The sequence below is a fragment of the Streptomyces sp. NPDC005281 genome (genome assembly GCF_040607495.1).
In the GTDB taxonomy this organism is placed as follows: Bacteria; Actinomycetota; Actinomycetes; order Streptomycetales; family Streptomycetaceae; genus Streptomyces.
Genome location: NZ_JBEXGX010000028.1, coordinates 73,168 through 91,276, shown reverse-complemented (window position 1 = coordinate 91,276; position 18,109 = coordinate 73,168). Strand labels below are relative to the sequence as shown.

10 protein-coding genes are annotated in these 18,109 nt (G+C 69.1%); 6 read left to right on the top strand and 4 right to left on the bottom strand.

The window, feature by feature from the left end; all coding sequences use genetic code 11:
• Window positions 1-82: 82 nt before the first annotated feature.
• The 6 genes from ABZV42_RS31905 (at window position 83) to ABZV42_RS31880 (ending at window position 11,522) form a co-directional block, all read left to right on the top strand.
• Window positions 83-1,030, top strand: a complete 948-nt coding sequence (locus tag ABZV42_RS31905) for a hypothetical protein (protein ID WP_355987558.1) — start codon at window positions 83-85, stop codon at window positions 1,028-1,030.
• 149 nt (window positions 1,031-1,179) lie between these two features.
• Window positions 1,180-2,040, top strand: a complete 861-nt coding sequence (locus ABZV42_RS31900) for a DUF1396 domain-containing protein (RefSeq protein ID WP_356054801.1) — start codon at window positions 1,180-1,182, stop codon at window positions 2,038-2,040.
• Between the two features lie 325 nt (window positions 2,041-2,365).
• A complete protein-coding gene (gene rplJ, locus ABZV42_RS31895; protein WP_326786081.1) occupies window positions 2,366-2,896 on the top strand; it encodes a 50S ribosomal protein L10 in 531 nt (176 codons plus the stop codon).
• A gap of 109 nt (window positions 2,897-3,005) precedes the next feature.
• Window positions 3,006-3,383, top strand: a complete 378-nt coding sequence (gene rplL, locus ABZV42_RS31890) for a 50S ribosomal protein L7/L12 (protein ID WP_355987562.1) — start codon at window positions 3,006-3,008, stop codon at window positions 3,381-3,383.
• Between the two features lie 639 nt (window positions 3,384-4,022).
• Entirely contained in the window at window positions 4,023-7,508 is a 3,486-nt protein-coding gene (gene rpoB / locus ABZV42_RS31885; RefSeq protein ID WP_355987564.1) for a DNA-directed RNA polymerase subunit beta, read from the top strand.
• Window positions 7,509-7,622: 114 nt separating this feature from the next.
• Entirely contained in the window at window positions 7,623-11,522 is a 3,900-nt protein-coding gene (locus ABZV42_RS31880; RefSeq protein WP_355987566.1) for a DNA-directed RNA polymerase subunit beta', read from the top strand.
• Between the two features lie 101 nt (window positions 11,523-11,623).
• Here ABZV42_RS31880 and ABZV42_RS31875 read toward each other — a convergent pair whose 3' ends face one another.
• The 4 genes from ABZV42_RS31875 to ABZV42_RS31860 all read right to left on the bottom strand — a co-directional run bounded on the left by ABZV42_RS31875 (window position 11,624) and on the right by ABZV42_RS31860 (window position 17,927).
• Window positions 11,624-13,114, bottom strand: a complete 1,491-nt coding sequence (locus ABZV42_RS31875) for a M48 family metalloprotease (protein ID WP_356054799.1) — start codon at window positions 13,112-13,114, stop codon at window positions 11,624-11,626.
• A gap of 86 nt (window positions 13,115-13,200) precedes the next feature.
• On the bottom strand, window positions 13,201-14,727 hold the full coding sequence (locus ABZV42_RS31870) for a PE-PGRS family protein (RefSeq protein WP_356054797.1): 1,527 nt from the start codon (window positions 14,725-14,727) through the stop codon (window positions 13,201-13,203).
• 3 nt (window positions 14,728-14,730) lie between these two features.
• Complete coding sequence (locus ABZV42_RS31865) at window positions 14,731-16,890, bottom strand: hypothetical protein (RefSeq protein ID WP_356054795.1); 2,160 nt, start codon at window positions 16,888-16,890, stop codon at window positions 14,731-14,733.
• Complete coding sequence (locus ABZV42_RS31860) at window positions 16,887-17,927, bottom strand: hypothetical protein (RefSeq protein WP_356054788.1); 1,041 nt, start codon at window positions 17,925-17,927, stop codon at window positions 16,887-16,889. Before ABZV42_RS31860 ends, ABZV42_RS31865 begins: the two co-directional genes overlap by 4 nt.
• Between the last annotated feature and the right edge of the window lie 182 nt (window positions 17,928-18,109).

Here is an 18,109-nt window from a genome sequence, read left to right as displayed (position 1 = left end):
CGCCCCGGCCGGAAATCCGGGTACGAGTGGCAGTGGGCCGCGCTGGCGTGCGGTTCACAGAGTTCGCATAGGGGTGGGACGAATGAAGAGCACCATGGTGCGCCGTGTGACTGTCTCGATCGCGCTGACGACGGCGCTGGCGGGGGTGACGGCCTGCAACTCCTCAGGCTCCTCCGGGAGTTCGGGCAAGGGTGACAAGGCCGGCCACAAGAGCGCCACGCGTGTCAGTCCCATCGCGGCCCTGCGCTCGGCGGAGAAGTCCACCAACGGCGCCGACTCCGCGAAGATCGAGTCCACGACGACCCTGGGCACGCTGATGTCCATGAAGTCGGGCGGCGTCATGGCCTGGGGCGACGGCATGACCGGCGACATGACGATCACGTACACCGGCGGCACGATGGCCGAGACGATGCGCAAGATGGGCACCGACTCCATGGAGGCCCGCTATCTGTCCGACGCCTACTACGCGAAGATGGGCGACGCCTTCGCCCGGCAGGCGGGCGGCAAGCACTGGATCAGGTACGGGTACGACGACCTGGCGAAGTTCGGAGGCGGCTCCGGCGCGCTCCTGAAGGACCAGATGCAGAACAGCTCGCCGAACCAGTCGGTGAAGCTCCTGCTGGCGTCCGGGGACGTCAAGAAGGTCGGCGAGGAGACGGTCCGCGGTCAGCGGACCACGCACTACGCGGGCACGGTGGACGTGAGCGACCTCGCGGCCAGGAGCTCCCACCTCACCGCGAGCCAGCTCTCCGACATGAAGAAGCAGTTCACCACGGCTGGCATCACCACCGAGGACGTGGACATCTGGGTCGACGGCAAGGACCTGCTCGTCAAGGCGGTCTCCAAGGCCGCGATGTCGACCGGCACGATGTCCTCCACGACGTACTACAGCGACTACGGGGTGAAGGTCTCCGCCGCGGCGCCCCCGGCCGGTGACACCGAGGACTTCAAGGACCTCCTGAAGGCACAGGGCATGACACCGGGCAGCGGCGACACGTCGACCGGTTCCGGCACCGCCTCCCCCTCCTGAGCCCGGCACCACCCCTCCCGGACCTCGCCCGGCCCCGAGGGCACGTCGTACGCAGGCCGGCCGCGCGAAAACCCAGGTGATCGCCGGAATCTCCTGGGCTACGCTCGCGCCGAATCTGTGAATCGTGCATCTGTTCCTTGGGGGGAACCTTGAAGTCTTCTGTGAACAACGCGGTACGGCGCCGGGCGACCGGAGCCGCCCTCGTGGCGCTGGTCCTCGGCGGGGGCGCGGTGGGCTGTTCGAAGGGCGCCGCGCAGGAGTCGCCCGCTCTCACGCCCGCAGCGGCCGTGGCGAAGGCGGCGAAGAAGACCGAGGACATCACCTCGCTCCGCTACCGCATGACCGGCAAGGTCCCGGGAGAGGGCCGCGTCAGCGGTGAGGCGGCGATGAGCATGAAGCCGCTGGCCATGAGCATGAAGATGACCGCCGAGGACCAGGCCACCGACGGCCCGGTCGAGATACGGCTCGTGGGCAATGCGATGTACATCGGCGCGGGCGCCGAGGCCGCCAAGGAGATGAACGGCAAGAGCTGGATCAAGTTCGACATGTCCGCCCTGGGCGCGGACAAGAACCTGAACGCGGACCAGCTGGGCGGGGGACAGGCCGACAAGAACCCGGCCACCGAGTCCACGTTCCTCACCGGCTCGAAGAACGTGAAGAAGGTCGGGACCGAGACCGTCGCCGGGGTGAGGACCACGCACTACAAGGGGACGGTCACCCTCGCCGAGTTCCGCAAGTCTCTCCAGGGCCGGGACAAGGCCACACGGGAGAAGCGGGAGAAGGCGCTCGACCAGTACTCGAAGATGGGCATCGACGCGATCACGATGGACATGTGGATCGACGGTGCCGACCACACCAAGCAGTTCCGTATGCGGGGGGCCGCGGACAAGGGTCCCCTCGACATGACCGTCACCTTCCTGGAGTTCAACAAGCCCGTGACCGTGACCGCTCCGCCGGCCAAGGACACCGTCGATCTCGCCGAGATGATGAAGGGCGCCCAGCAGGGCTGATCCGCGCCGGCGGAGCCCGCGGGGAGGGCGGGCGGCCGGGCCGTTCGGCCGGATTTGCTTGACGCCGTCCCCTTCACGTACTCTCCTCGAGAAGCCAAAGACCGCTGGTCGTTGCCTCGCACTCGCAAGAGGGCGTGGTGACCGAAGGATCCGCTGAAACTGCGGACGACCCGCGCAGGTGATTCGTGGATGTGTTCCCGGAGTTCGCACGCTCAGCGTGCGGAGGAATCCGGTGGAGCTACGCCCCGTGCGCCTGCGCCGGGGCGTTTTGTTTTGTCAGTGCCTTCTGAGCGGTCCTCATCACCCGGAAGGAGGCCGACGCTCTATGGCAAGGCCCGACAAGGCTGCCGCGGTAGCCGAGCTCGCGGACCAGTTCCGCAGCTCGAACGCCGCCGTGCTGACCGAGTACCGGGGTCTCACCGTGGCGCAGCTCAAGACGCTGCGTCGTTCGCTCGGTGAAGACGCCCAGTACGCCGTGGTGAAGAACACGCTGACCAAGATTGCGGCCAACGAGGCCGGGATCTCCACGCTCGACGACCTGTTCAACGGTCCGACGGCGGTCGCCTTCATCACCGGTGACCCGGTGACGTCGGCGAAGGGTCTTCGTGACTTCGCCAAGGACAACCCGAACCTCGTCATCAAGGGCGGTGTCCTTGACGGTAAGGCGCTGTCCGCCGACGAGATCAAGAAGCTTGCGGACCTCGAGTCCCGCGAGGTTCTGCTCGCCAAGCTGGCGGGTGCCTTCAAGGGCAAGCAGACGCAGACTGCTCGCCTCTTCCAGGCCCTGCCCTCGAAGTTCGTCCGCACCGCGGAGGCGCTTCGTGTCAAGCAGGCCGAGCAGGGCGGTGCCGAGTAATTCGGCTCGCGCATTGACCGCCGCCTGAGGCGACGGTCGTAGCGGGCCGAACGTACGCCCGCCTCACCAGTACATCCGGCACCTGCCGAATTAGTGGAAGGACGCCATCATGGCGAAGCTGTCCCAGGACGAGCTGCTCGCGCAGTTCGAGAACCTCACCCTCATCGAGCTCGCCGAGTTCGTGAAGGCCTTCGAGGAGAAGTTCGACGTCACCGCCGCCGCCGCGGTCGCCGCTGCCCCGGTCGGCCCCGTCGCCGTCGAGGCCGTCGAGGAGCAGGACGAGTTCGACGTCATCCTCACGGGTGCCGGCGAGAAGAAGATCCAGGTCATCAAGGTCGTGCGTGAGCTCACCTCGCTGGGTCTGAAGGAGGCCAAGGACCTCGTCGACGGCGCTCCGAAGCCCGTCCTCGAGAAGGTCACCAAGGAGGCCGCCGAGAAGGCTGCCGAGTCCCTCAAGGGCGCCGGCGCCTCCGTCGAGGTCAAGTAACTCGACGAGTCCCCCCAGGACTCCTGTGAAGCTGTCACAGCCGCTCTCGTAGCGCTGTAACGCTGACGCACCGAAGAGCGATCACCCAACTGGGTGGTCGCTCTTCGGCGTTCCAGGGGGTCCCTGAAGCGGCAGCCTTGCGCTGGAGGTCGCGACGAGTATGGTGATCTTCGTTGTGCCTCCGGCCGCCCTGTGACAGGCAGAGAGACGGGTTGCAAGACGGGCCGGACGTGACGATCGCGGCACTTGCTTTGGGCTTGGGGGGCCTTGACGAACCGCACGCAGCGCGCAATTCTCAGGACGCGTCGTCACAACGATCCGTATCCGAGGCATGGATCGCTGACGAAGAGGGCAGTATCGATGTGCATTGAGGGCGTGGCTTGCCGCAGGTGTTGAGAACAGTGGGAGTCTCAAGAAACCGGGACTGGACATCAGTGGGCCTAGTGGCTACACTGACCCTTTGCGCTGCCTGTTAGCTGCCTCCTGCCCGTCACCAGGGGCATACCCGTGTTTGAGCATCGACGGTTGGATCATCTCTGACCTGGCCTTTATCCGGCCGGATCGGAAACGGCCCGACGCTTTGTCCGACATGGGACCGGTACGCGCGTAGTGAGTCCGAGCCCTCGGAAGGACCCCCTCTTGGCCGCCTCGCGCACTGCCTCGTCCGCGAATACGAACAACGGCGCCAGCACCGCCCCGCTGCGCATCTCCTTTGCAAAGATCAAGGAGCCCCTCGAGGTTCCGAACCTTCTTGCGCTGCAAACCGAGAGCTTCGACTGGCTGCTCGGCAACGACGCGTGGAAGGCTCGTGTCGAGGCGGCCCTGGACAGTGGACAGGACGTCCCCACCAAGTCCGGTCTGGAGGAGATCTTCGAGGAGATCTCCCCGATCGAGGACTTCAGTGGGTCGATGTCGCTGACGTTCCGCGACCACCGCTTCGAGCCTCCGAAGAACTCCATCGACGAGTGCAAGGACCGCGACTTCACGTACGCGGCCCCGCTCTTCGTCACCGCCGAGTTCACCAACAACGAGACCGGCGAGATCAAGTCCCAGACGGTCTTCATGGGCGACTTCCCGCTCATGACCAACAAGGGCACCTTCGTCATCAACGGCACCGAGCGTGTCGTCGTGTCGCAGCTGGTCCGCTCGCCGGGTGTCTACTTCGACTCCTCCATCGACAAGACGTCCGACAAGGACATCTTCTCGACCAAGGTCATCCCGTCCCGGGGTGCCTGGCTGGAGATGGAGATTGACAAGCGCGACATGGTCGGTGTCCGCATCGACCGCAAGCGCAAGCAGTCCGTCACCGTTCTCCTGAAGGCTCTCGGCTGGACCACCGAGCAGATCCTCGAGGAGTTCGGCGAGTACGAGTCCATGCGCGCCACCCTGGAGAAGGACCACACCCAGGGCCAGGACGACGCGCTGCTCGACATCTACCGCAAGCTGCGTCCTGGCGAGCCGCCGACCCGTGAGGCCGCGCAGACGCTTCTGGAGAACCTCTACTTCAACCCGAAGCGCTACGACCTCGCCAAGGTCGGCCGGTACAAGGTCAACAAGAAGCTGGCCGGCACCGCCCCGCTCGACGCGGGCATCCTGACCGTCGAGGACATCATCTCGTCGATCAAGTACCTGGTGAAGCTGCACGCCGGTGAGACCGAGACCGTTGGTGTCAACGGCACCTCGATCGTCGTCGAGACCGACGACATCGACCACTTCGGCAACCGTCGTCTGCGCAACGTCGGCGAGCTCATCCAGAACCAGGTCCGCACGGGTCTGGCTCGTATGGAGCGCGTCGTCCGCGAGCGCATGACGACTCAGGACGTCGAGGCGATCACGCCGCAGACCCTGATCAACATCCGGCCGGTCGTCGCCTCCATCAAGGAGTTCTTCGGCACCAGCCAGCTGTCGCAGTTCATGGACCAGAACAACCCGCTGTCGGGTCTCACCCACAAGCGCCGTCTGTCGGCTCTTGGCCCGGGTGGTCTCTCCCGTGAGCGGGCCGGCTTCGAGGTCCGTGACGTGCACCCGTCGCACTACGGCCGCATGTGCCCGATCGAGACCCCTGAAGGCCCGAACATCGGTCTGATCGGCTCGCTCGCCTCCTACGGCCGCGTGAACGCGTTCGGTTTCGTCGAGACGCCGTACCGCCGGGTCACCGGCGGTGTCGTCACCGACGAGGTCGACTACCTCACGGCCGACGAAGAGGACCGGTTCGTCATCGCGCAGGCCAACGCGCCGCTGACGGAGGAGTTCCGCTTCGAGGAGTCCCGCGTCCTGGTCCGCCGTCGTGGCGGAGAGGTCGACTACGTCCCCGGTGAGGACGTCGACTACATGGACGTCTCCCCGCGCCAGATGGTGTCGGTCGCGACCGCGATGATCCCGTTCCTGGAGCACGACGACGCCAACCGTGCCCTCATGGGCGCGAACATGATGCGTCAGGCCGTTCCGCTCATCAAGTCCGAGGCGCCGCTGGTCGGCACCGGCATGGAGTACCGCTGCGCGGTCGACGCCGGTGACGTCCTGAAGTCGGAGAAGGACGGTGTGGTCCAGGAGGTCTCCGCGGACTACATCACCACCGCCAACGACGACGGCACGTACACCACGTACCGCCTGCACAAGTTCTCCCGGTCGAACCAGGGCACCTCCGTCAACCAGAAGGTTGTCGTGGACGAGGGCGCCCGCGTGATCGAGGGCCAGGTCCTGGCCGACGGTCCCGCGACCGAGGACGGCGAGATGGCGCTGGGCAAGAACCTGCTCGTCGCGTTCATGCCGTGGGAGGGTCACAACTACGAGGACGCGATCATCCTGTCGCAGCGCCTCGTGCAGGACGACGTCCTCTCCTCGATCCACATCGAGGAGCACGAGGTCGACGCCCGTGACACCAAGCTCGGCCCGGAGGAGATCACCCGGGACATCCCGAACGTCTCCGAGGAGGTCCTCGCCGACCTCGACGAGCGCGGCATCATCCGCATCGGTGCCGAGGTCGTCGCCGGCGACATCCTCGTCGGCAAGGTCACGCCCAAGGGCGAGACCGAGCTGACGCCGGAGGAGCGCCTGCTGCGCGCGATCTTCGGTGAGAAGGCCCGTGAGGTCCGTGACACCTCGCTGAAGGTCCCGCACGGCGAGATCGGCAAGGTCATCGGCGTCCGCGTCTTCGACCGTGAAGAGGGCGACGAGCTGCCGCCGGGCGTGAACCAGCTGGTTCGTGTCTACGTGGCGCAGAAGCGCAAGATCACGGACGGTGACAAGCTCGCCGGCCGTCACGGCAACAAGGGTGTCATCTCGAAGATCCTGCCGATCGAGGACATGCCGTTCCTGGAGGACGGCACCCCGGTCGACATCATCCTCAACCCGCTGGGTGTCCCGTCCCGAATGAACCCGGGACAGGTCCTGGAGATCCACCTCGGCTGGCTCGCCAGCCGCGGCTGGGACGTCTCCGGTCTCGGGGACGAGTGGGCCCAGCGCCTCCAGGCCATCGGAGCCGACAAGGTCGCCCCGGGCACCAACGTCGCCACCCCCGTCTTCGACGGTGCGCGTGAGGACGAGCTCGCGGGTCTCTTCGAGCACACCCTGCCCAACCGCGACGGCGACCGTCTGGTCCTCCCGTCCGGCAAGGCGAGGCTGTTCGACGGCCGCTCCGGTGAGCCGTTCCCGGACCCGGTCTCGATCGGGTACATGTACATCCTCAAGCTCCACCACCTGGTCGACGACAAGCTGCACGCCCGCTCGACCGGTCCGTACTCGATGATCACCCAGCAGCCGCTGGGTGGTAAGGCTCAGTTCGGTGGCCAGCGCTTCGGTGAGATGGAGGTGTGGGCGCTGGAGGCGTACGGCGCCGCTTACGCCCTCCAGGAGCTGCTGACGATCAAGTCCGACGACGTGACCGGCCGCGTGAAGGTCTACGAGGCCATCGTCAAGGGCGAGAACATCCCCGAGCCCGGCATCCCCGAGTCCTTCAAGGTGCTCATCAAGGAGATGCAGTCCCTGTGCCTCAACGTGGAGGTGCTGTCCTCGGACGGCATGTCCATCGAGATGCGCGACACCGACGAGGACGTCTTCCGCGCGGCGGAGGAGCTCGGCATCGACCTGTCCCGGCGCGAGCCGAGCAGCGTCGAAGAGGTCTGACGGGAGTCCGGCAGGGCCTTGACCACCTGTGGAAAAGGTGATCAAGGCCCGCCGGCCCCAGGACCCCCGTATCAGACCCCTAAGACTTACAACCCTGAGAGGGATTGACGCATAGTGCTCGACGTCAACTTCTTCGATGAGCTCCGGATCGGTCTGGCCACCGCTGACGACATCCGTCAGTGGAGCCACGGCGAGGTCAAGAAGCCTGAGACCATCAACTACCGCACCCTCAAGCCCGAAAAGGACGGACTCTTCTGCGAGAAGATCTTCGGTCCGACCCGGGACTGGGAGTGCTACTGCGGTAAGTACAAGCGTGTCCGCTTCAAGGGCATCATCTGCGAGCGCTGTGGCGTCGAGGTCACTCGCGCCAAGGTGCGTCGTGAGCGGATGGGCCACATCGAGCTGGCCGCTCCCGTCACCCACATCTGGTACTTCAAGGGCGTTCCGTCGCGTCTTGGCTACCTGCTCGACCTCGCCCCGAAGGACCTCGAGAAGGTCATCTACTTCGCCGCGTACATGATCACGTTCGTGGACGAGGAGCGCCGCACCCGCGACCTGCCCTCGCTGGAGGCGCACGTCTCCGTCGAGCGTCAGCAGGTCGAGAACCGTCGCGACGCCGACCTCGAGGCCCGCGCCAAGAAGCTCGAGACCGACCTGGCCGAGCTCGAGGCCGAGGGTGCCAAGGCCGACGTGCGCCGCAAGGTGCGCGAGGGTGCCGAGCGTGAGATGAAGCAGCTGCGCGACCGTGCGCAGCGCGAGATCGACCGTCTCGACGAGGTGTGGACCCGCTTCAAGAACCTCAAGGTCCAGGACCTGGAGGGCGACGAGCTCCTCTACCGCGAGCTGCGTGACCGCTTCGGCACGTACTTCGACGGTTCGATGGGTGCCGCGGCGCTTCAGAAGCGCCTCGAGTCCTTCGACCTGAACGAGGAGGCCGAGCGCCTCCGCGAGATCATCCGCACCGGCAAGGGCCAGAAGAAGACCCGTGCGCTCAAGCGCCTCAAGGTCGTCTCCGCGTTCCTTCAGACGAGCAACAGCCCCAAGGGCATGGTGCTCGACTGCGTGCCGGTCATCCCGCCGGACCTTCGCCCGATGGTGCAGCTGGACGGTGGCCGCTTCGCGACCTCCGACCTGAACGACCTGTACCGCCGTGTGATCAACCGCAACAACCGCCTGAAGCGCCTTCTCGACCTCGGTGCCCCCGAGATCATCGTGAACAACGAGAAGCGCATGCTCCAGGAGGCCGTCGACGCGCTCTTCGACAACGGCCGTCGTGGCCGCCCGGTGACGGGCCCCGGCAACCGTCCGCTGAAGTCGCTGTCCGACATGCTCAAGGGCAAGCAGGGTCGATTCCGTCAGAACCTGCTCGGCAAGCGTGTGGACTACTCCGCGCGTTCCGTGATCGTCGTCGGTCCGCAGCTGAAGCTGCACCAGTGTGGTCTGCCCAAGGCCATGGCGCTGGAGCTCTTCAAGCCGTTCGTGATGAAGCGCCTGGTCGACCTGAACCACGCGCAGAACATCAAGAGCGCCAAGCGGATGGTCGAGCGCGGCCGCACGGTCGTGTACGACGTCCTCGAAGAGGTCATCGCCGAGCACCCGGTTCTGCTGAACCGTGCGCCCACGCTGCACCGCCTCGGCATCCAGGCCTTCGAGCCTCAGCTGGTCGAGGGCAAGGCCATCCAGATCCACCCGCTCGTCTGCACCGCGTTCAACGCGGACTTCGACGGTGACCAGATGGCCGTGCACCTGCCGCTCTCCGCGGAGGCGCAGGCCGAGGCCCGCATCCTGATGCTGTCCTCGAACAACATCCTCAAGCCGGCCGACGGCCGCCCGGTCACGATGCCGACCCAGGACATGGTCCTCGGTCTGTTCTTCCTGACCACCGACGGCGACCTGCGGAACGTGAAGGGCGAGGACCGCTCCTTCGCTTCCGTGGCCGAGGCGATCATGGCGTTCGACGCCAAGGAGCTCTCGCTCCAGTCGCGCGTGGACATCCGCTTCCCGGTGGGCACCATCCCGCCGCGCGGCTGGACCCCGCCGGCGCAGGAGGAGGGCGACCCGGAGTGGCAGCAGGGTGACACCTTCCGCCTGCGGACGACCCTGGGCCGCGCGCTTTTCAACGAGCTGCTGCCCGAGGACTACCCCTTCGTCGACTACGAGGTCGGCAAGAAGCAGCTCTCCGAGATCGTCAACGACCTCGCCGAGCGCTACCCCAAGGTCATCGTGGCGGCGACGCTCGACAACCTGAAGGCGGCCGGCTTCTTTTGGGCGACCCGTTCCGGCGTCACCGTGGCCATCTCCGACATCGTCGTTCCGGATGCGAAGCGCGCGATCGTCAAGGGCTACGAGGACCTGGACGAGAAGGTCCAGAAGCAGTACGAGCGCGGTCTGATCACCAAGGAAGAGCGCACGCAGGAGCTCATCGCGATCTGGACCAAGGCGACCAACGAGGTCGCCGAGGCGATGAACGCGAACTTCCCGAAGACCAACCCGGTCTCGATGATGGTGAACTCGGGCGCACGAGGCAACATGATGCAGATGCGTCAGATCGCCGGTATGCGTGGTCTGGTGTCGAACGCCAAGAACGAGACGATCCCGCGTCCCATCAAGGCGTCCTTCCGTGAGGGCCTGTCCGTGCTGGAGTACTTCATCTCCACGCACGGTGCCCGTAAGGGTCTGGCGGACACCGCCCTGCGTACCGCCGACTCGGGTTACCTCACCCGTCGTCTGGTGGACGTCTCGCAGGACGTCATCATTCGCGAGGAGGACTGCGGCACCGACCGTGGTCTGCGTCTGGCCATCGCCGAGCGCGGCGAGGACGGCGTGCTGCGCAAGACGGAGAACGTCGAGACCAGCGTGTACGCCCGTGCGCTGGCCGAGGACATCACCGTCGACGGCAAGGTGCTGGCCCCGGCCAACACCGACCTCGGCGACGTCCTCATCGACGAGCTGGTCAAGCACGGCATCGAGGAGGTCAAGACCCGTTCGGTCCTGACCTGTGAGTCCGCCGTCGGCACCTGCGCCATGTGCTACGGCCGCTCGCTGGCCACCGGCAAGCTGGTCGACATCGGTGAGGCGGTCGGCATCATCGCCGCCCAGTCCATCGGTGAGCCCGGTACCCAGCTGACGATGCGTACCTTCCACACCGGTGGTGTGGCCGGTGACGACATCACCCAGGGTCTGCCCCGTGTCGTCGAGCTCTTCGAAGCCCGTACGCCGAAGGGTGTCGCCCCGATCTCCGAGGCCTCCGGCCGCGTGCGGATCGAGGAGACCGAGAAGACCAAGAAGCTCGTCGTCACCCCGGACGACGGCAGCGAAGAGACGGCGTTCCCGATCTCGAAGCGCGCCCGTCTCCTGGTGTCGGAGGGCGAGCACGTCGAGGTGGGCCAGAAGCTCACCGTGGGTGCCACCAACCCGCACGACGTGCTGCGCATCCTGGGTCAGCGTGCCGTCCAGGTCCACCTGGTCGGCGAGGTCCAGAAGGTCTACAACTCGCAGGGTGTGTCGATCCACGACAAGCACATCGAGATCATCATCCGGCAGATGCTGCGCCGTGTGACGATCATCGAGTCGGGCGACGCGGAGCTGCTGCCCGGCGAGCTGGTCGAGCGTTCGAAGTTCGAGACCGAGAACCGTCGTGTGGTCACGGAAGGCGGCCACCCGGCCTCCGGCCGTCCGCAGCTGATGGGTATCACCAAGGCCTCGCTTGCGACCGAGTCGTGGCTGTCGGCGGCGTCCTTCCAGGAGACGACCAGGGTTCTGACGGACGCGGCGATCAACGCCAAGTCCGACTCCCTGATCGGCCTCAAGGAGAACGTCATCATCGGTAAGCTCATCCCGGCCGGTACGGGTCTGTCCCGCTACCGCAACATCCGGGTCGAGCCGACCGAGGAGGCCAAGGCCGCGATGTACTCGGCCGTCGGCTACGACGACATCGACTACTCGCCGTTCGGCACGGGCTCCGGCCAGGCCGTCCCGCTGGAGGACTACGACTACGGTCCGTACAACCAGTAAGCGGTAGGCAGTAGGCAGTAGTACGAAGGGCGGTCATCCCCGAGGGGGTGACCGCCCTTCGGCGTTCCCGGTCCGCGTCGGGTCCGTGCCCGGAGCCGGTCCTAGCGAGGGAGCTGGAGATACGGCTCCAGGGCGCGCAGCCGGGTGTAGTTGTCCGGGTGGGTGGAGAGCAGCTTCGCGAGGCCGGTGGGCTCCTGGAGCTTCTTGCCCTGGCCGGCTGCGGCCGCCTTCGCCGCGTCCTCCTCGGCCTGGAAGTGGCGCAGGACCTCGGCCATCTCGGGGGCGAAGCCGAGGGCGGCGGACTGCTGGTCGGCGCGCAGTTCGCCGAGGCGGCCCGCCCAGGCGAGGAGGTAGGGCGCGACGACCAGGGGGATGGTGATGTACCAGGCGACGAGGAACCCGGCGACCACGAACATCCCCATGAAGAGGATCAGCAGTCCGGTCGCGGCGGCCGAGAAGACTCCGGCGACGGCGAGCGCGATCCTGGCCATCCCGCGGGTGAACGCCCAGGCCAGGCGGCCGGGCAGGGAGTACCAGTAGCCGAGGAGGCCGGCCCAGGCGTGACCGCCCGTGTGGTGGCCGAGTTCATGGGCGAGTACGGCGGCGAGGTTGCTGCTGGGGATCTTGTTCAGGGAGTACGTGGTGACGCCGACGACATGGCCGGCGACGGCGACCGCGTTCAGGTCGTCACTGTTCTCCACCATCAGCTCGTACGTGTTCGCCTCGATCCCGGCCCGGGCGGTGACCTCGCGCCAGATCGGCTCCAGCCGGGCGCGCTCGTCGGCCAGCGGCGGGCGCAGTTTGAGCACGTGCCGGGCGAAGCGCAGTTCGGTGGGCCGGTGGAAGACGAGTGCTCCGGAGGCCACCCAGGCCACGATGACCAGCCAGCCCACGACCGTGCCGAAGATCCCCAGCGCGAGGGCCGACACCACGGCGAGGCTCACCAGGGCCCCCGGGATCTGTGTGGCGAGCTGTCCGACGGCGGTGGCGTCGGTGCCGCGCTGATGACTCGCCAGGTGGACGCGTGAGCCCTGGTGGCGGTAGTCGAGATCGTCCGGAGCGGCGGCGGGCCGGGGGACGAACGGCGCCGGCTGCGGCTGCTGCCCCGCGAACCGCGGATCGGCTCCCTGGTACTGCGGGCCGGGCCCCGCCGTCCCCGGGTACTGCGGCCCGGGTCCGCCGGGTCCCGGGTCCCCGGGGTACCGAGGATCCTGGCCACCGGCCGCGGTCCCGGCCGTGGGGTACTGGGGTCCGGGGCTGCCCGTTCCCGGGTACTGGGGTGCGGGGCTTCCGGCTCCCGCCCCCAGGTACGGAGGTGCGGTGCTTCCGGCCGCCGCTCCGGGGTACTGCGGCGCAGGTCCGCCGGGTCCGGGACCTCCGGGGTACTGATGCGGAGGGCCCGCGGATCCCGGGTACAGGGGCGCCGGGCTGCCCGCTCCCGGGTACGGCGGCGCCGCGCTCGCGGCTCCCGCCCCGGGGTACTGCGGCGGGGGAGCGGAGGCCGCGGGGTGCTCGGGCGGCGGGGTCGTGGCCCCGGGATACAGGGGCCCCGGGTACGGGGGTTCGTGGGCCGGGCCTGGAGGCTGGGACATGACGGCTCCTTCGGTGTGGCTGGTGGCTGCGCGGGGACGTCAGCCGGTGAGCGGGGCGGCGGCCGGCGGCGCCCCGGCCGGTGTGGTCACGCGGGCTCGCCCTCCGGAGCGCCGTCCGGCGGCGCGTCGGCCCGGGGACCGGGCAAGGGCGGCACGGCCGGTGCCGGTCCCGCGGTGGGGTACGGCGCCGGGGAGGGCGGTCCGTACGGGCCCGCGGGGCTGTGGGGCCGCTCCGGGACCGCGGGGAAGCCGGCGTCCGGACCGCCCGCGTACGGGGACCGGTCACCCGCGTACGGCGGTTGCCCCGCGTACGCAGGCGATCCGGTGTACGAGGGCTGACCGCCGGCGGCGCCCGGGTCACCCGTGTACGGCGGCTGACCGCCCGTGGCACCCGGGTCACCCGTGTACGGCGGCCGGCCCACGTAGGGCGGCTGACCGCCCGCGTACGGGGACTGTCCGGTGTCCGTGGCCCGGCCACCCTCGTACGCGGGGCGGTCGCCGTCGTACGGAGAGTGGTCGCCGTACGGTGTCCGGTCCGTGTACGGCGGCTGGGGTGACGGGCCGGGGTAGGGAGACTGGCCCGGATACGGCGGCTGGGGCGGTGTCTGCGGCTGTCCGGGCGTCACACCGGCGGGCAGTGCCCCCTGGCCGTCCCGCGGCGCCGGAGGCGCCTGCTGTTGGATCAGCTCGTCGACGGCCCGCAGGGTCGAGCGCGCCGACTCCGCCTTCTGGAAGTCCTCCAGGGTGTCCCCCGCGAGGACCTGGAGCTGTCCTCTGATGATCGACAGCTGGTCCTTCTGGATGGTCCCGATGACCATCTTGGTGTCCTCGGGGTGCTGGGACAGATGCAGGGCCCAGGCGGCGACACCTCCGTTCTGGAGGTGGTACTGGTAGAAGTTGATCTTCTCCGCGATCAGCTGGTGGTCCTGCTGCTGGCGCAGTGTCTCCAGTTCGTACTGCTGACGGGCCAGCCGGAGCCGGAACTCGTGCTCGGGGTCGAGCATGTCGGACTCGTAGCGCAGGCTCCGCTGCCGCCGCCGGTGCGCGACCGCCTCGTCGTCCAGCCGCAGCCGTACGGCACAGGTCACGGCGAGCCCGATGCCCGTGGCGAAACCGCCCGACTCCACGGCCCGCTGGACCGCGCGCTCGGCGGCCGGGCTGTCCTCGATGGAGAAGGCACGGCTCACCGGCCGTGCGAGCTGGTGCAGTTCACGGGTGAGCCGCGTCGGCACGTCACGCTCGCCGCTCGCCACGTAGGCGATCGGGTCCGCGACCCGCCAGGTCAGATCGGCCGTGGCGCCGAAGGCGAACGCGTCGTCGTCGCTCGGCATCTCCAGCGCGAGCTGGACGGGGTGGCTGCCCATGTCCACCTCGTAGACGGAGGTGTAGCGGCGGGTGGCCGCGTCCGAGCGGCTGGGCCGGTGCGGCGGTGTGTAGACGTCGTACGTGCCCTTCGCGGTGACGAAGACCAGCGCGTGGTCGATCGCGGTGACCGTCCGGCGGACGGTGTAGTCGAAGCGCGCGATGGGCCGCACGGTGAGCACCGGGTCGATGAGCGCGGTGTGCCGGTTGGCGTCCTGCTGCCACTCCGGCTGACGGCGGAACTCCGCCATGGTTCAACTCCTCGATGGATCTGGGGTGGAGGGGATCAGAAGGCCGAGCAGCCGGTCGGCCACGGCTGGGCGCGAGCCGTCCGGGGCGCGCAGGTTGACCAGCCCGTGGCTCAGCCGATCGCGGTCGTTCGCGGTGAGGATCAGCGCGGGCAGCAGCAGCTCCAGGGCCTGCGCGACGTCCGCGCGGTGCTCGGCCAGCCGCACCCAGGTGTGCAGGGCGGTCAGGGCGCCACGGGTCTGCCCGCGGTCGCCGAGCGAGGTCCGCCAGAGGGTGGCCAGGTCACGGGCGGAGTCCGGCTCGTACATGCCCGTGTCGGCGTACCACTCGACGAGCGCGCCCTCCTCGGCGTTGTCGCAGGCGCGCACGAACGCGGCCAGCGCGAGGGTGCGCACCGAGGCCGTGTCGTGGTGGAGCAGGCGCACCAGTTCGGAGAGCATCTCGCCGCGCCGCGCGCCCACCGAGAGCAGCAGGGCCGTCGAGTCGACCAGGTTGCTCGACTCGGTCTTGCTGCCGCCGCCGGCCCGGGCGCGGGCGGCGAGCGCGCTCAGCGCCGGGCCCGCGAGGTCGGGGCGCAGCGGGGTGAGCAGGCCGAAGGCGCGGATGGCGGTCCAGCGGCGGGCCCAGTGGGTGTCCGTGCACCACTGGGTGAGCAGACGCAGGACGACGGGCGTGTCGAGGAACTGGGCGAGCGTGAGCGTGTTGGCGGCGGTGAGCCGGGAACCGAACACCTTGGACACCGCCCAGCCGTCGATCAGCAGTTCCATCGCCGAGGGCAGGTCGGCGTGGGCCAGCAGCGCGGCGGCCGCGGCGGCCCGGGTCCGGACGACCGGACGTCTGTCCTGGGCCAGGTCCTTCAGCCAGGAGACCAGCGCGGGCCGTGCCGACGGATGGCCGGTCCAGACCTCGCCGAGCAGTACCCGGGGGGTGTTCTCCTTCTTGAAGCGGGCCGTGAACTGCGGCACCGCGCCCCATTTGGTGGTTTCGACCCGTACCTCGCCCTCGGCCCAGGCCCGCTCCAGCCGGGTCTCGGCGGCGAGCCCGAACACCGGGATCTCCGGCGGCTGTTCGGGGTGCTGGAGCCGCTGGAAGTGCACGTACAGCTTGTCGGCGAGTTCGGCGGCGAGCACGTAGGGTGCCTGGTCGAAGACGGCGAGCGAGATGAGGAACGCCTTGTCGCGCAGGGTGGACTCGGGGTCGCCGAGCCACTCGCGGCACTGCTGTTCGACCGCCGCCTGCCCGAAGTCGGTGAGACGGGCCGCCGCTTGCTCGCTGCCGTCGTAGCGGGCGACCTCGACGGCGAAGCGGGCCGCCTCGGCGGGGCGGTGGGCGCCGCGCGAGAGGAAGTCGCGGACGGGGCCGAGGTCCAGCAGGCCGGCGAGGTCTCCCGGTTCTTCCCGCAGGCAGGAAAGGTGGGCGCGCAGCACTTCGGCCGCTTCCGGGGGTTCCCAGACTGAGGGGCTGACCCCCAGCAGGAACGGGGAGTTCTCCAGGGTCACGACCAGATACCCGCCGGTCTTCGCGAGCCGGTCGCGGGCCGCGTACAGGTGGGTGTCGCGCAGCGGGCGGTTGCGGCTCAGCGGCAGATCGCGCAGGACGTGGCCGCCGGGCGCGGTGAGCTGGGCGCCCAGGTTCGCCGGGCCTGTCTCGGCGGACAGCGCGTGCACGGCGGGCACGCCCAGGTGGTGCAGGAGCATCAGCGCGGCGGCGTGGCGGCCGGTGGAGTGGGCGCCGGCGAGGACGAGGACGCGCTCGTCGCGCAGCCGGGCCAGGGCGGCGGCGAAGGAGGGGCCCTCGACGAAGACCGCGGCGAGCGCGTCGAGCCGCTGCCGGGGGATCTCCCCGGAGACGTACGCCGCCGACGCGGCCGACCCGTGGTGGTGGATCTCCGTCTTGCCGCCCATGAACACGTCACGGGCCGAGCCGCCCGCCGACACCCCGTGCTGGGCCCCGGCGACCACGCTGCCGCCGAAGGACGCCGCCTCGCCGAAGATGAAGCCCGGGGTGTGCGCGACGAGTTCGCGCTGTGCGGCCCTGGCCTCCTGGGTCTCCTCCTCGGGCTCGTCGGCGCCCGCCTCCGGGTCCGGGTGCGCCCCTCCGTGCCAGGGCGCGTCCGGCGGTGGTACGTCGTCGAAGCCGCCCCGCGCGGGCGCGGGCGCCGTCACGCGGGCTCACCCCCGCTCCGGCCCAGGTGGACGTCTCCGGTGACCTGTCCGCCGGACACCCCGTGCTGGTCCCCCGCGACAAGGCTCCCGCCGAAGCTGGGGGAGCCGCCGCCGAAGTCGAAGACGACGTTCGCGGGCGGCGCGGCGGAACGTGCGGGTTGCCGCTCGGGCTCGGGCTGCTTGCGCTGCTCGGGCTGTTCGGGCCGGGCGGACTCGTGCGGTTCGGGGACCTCCGCCGTCGGCCGCACCTGCGCCGTCTCCGAATCCGTGACCGCCGCCGGCTGCGCCTCCGCCGTCTCCGAATCCGTCGCCGTCGGCTGCGCCTCCGTCACTGCCGTCGCTCTCGGCGCCGTCGCCGCCGGTGGTTCCGATCGGGGGCCGGAGGGGGCCGCCCCCGGCGCCGGGCTCTCCCCCGAGCAGTCCGGCGCCGGGGCTCCCCCTCTTTCACTGTGGCCCCTGGCCCCGTACGGAGCCGGGCCGTGCAGCCAGGCCCGCAGGGGTCCGTTCTTGCTGTCCACCGTCACCGGGTGGAAGTCGTTCGCCGGGACGCCCCGGTGGTCGTGCCGCACGATCCCCGCGTGCACGTTCTCGGAGACGCACAGCGCGAAGTCGTCCGGCCGCTCCCGCAAGGCCGCGCGCAGCAGCCCGGCGTCGAGGAGCCGGCAGGCTTGGTTGAGGTCGGAGCCGACCCAGCCGTTGAGCTCGTCGACGGCGACGTAGCCGGTGGCGACGACACCGCGCAGCCGGATCTGGGCCGAGCTGGACGCCGTCCGGTTGACCGCGCGGAGCAGCTCGGGCACCTCGGTGAGCAGGGTGCGCAGCAGTGCCGTGACGGAGGCGTTGGCGTCGATCAGCTCCATCACCGAGTCGCCGCGGTCGGCCCGCAGGCGCAGCCGCTCGTCGATGCCGGCGCTCTCCAGCGCGCGGTCCGTGATGTCGTACAGCATCCGGCGCAGATAGGCCTGCTCCACGTCGTCCCGGTCGCTGTACTTCTCGATGTCCAGCAGGAGGATCGTCCGGCTCACGGGGTCGGTCATGGTCGCCTTTCGGTGGGGGCCTCGCCTGGCATGCAGGTTGGCGTCACCGGTGGGCCGGGTGTGAGGGCGGATGTCCCACTCGAAGTGTGACCGTGTGCACAGAAGCGGTCCGCAGTCACGGGAGTCCCAGTGGCCGGGGGGGGGGCACCGCGCGGCGGTCCGCCGCTTGCGGGGCCGTGGGC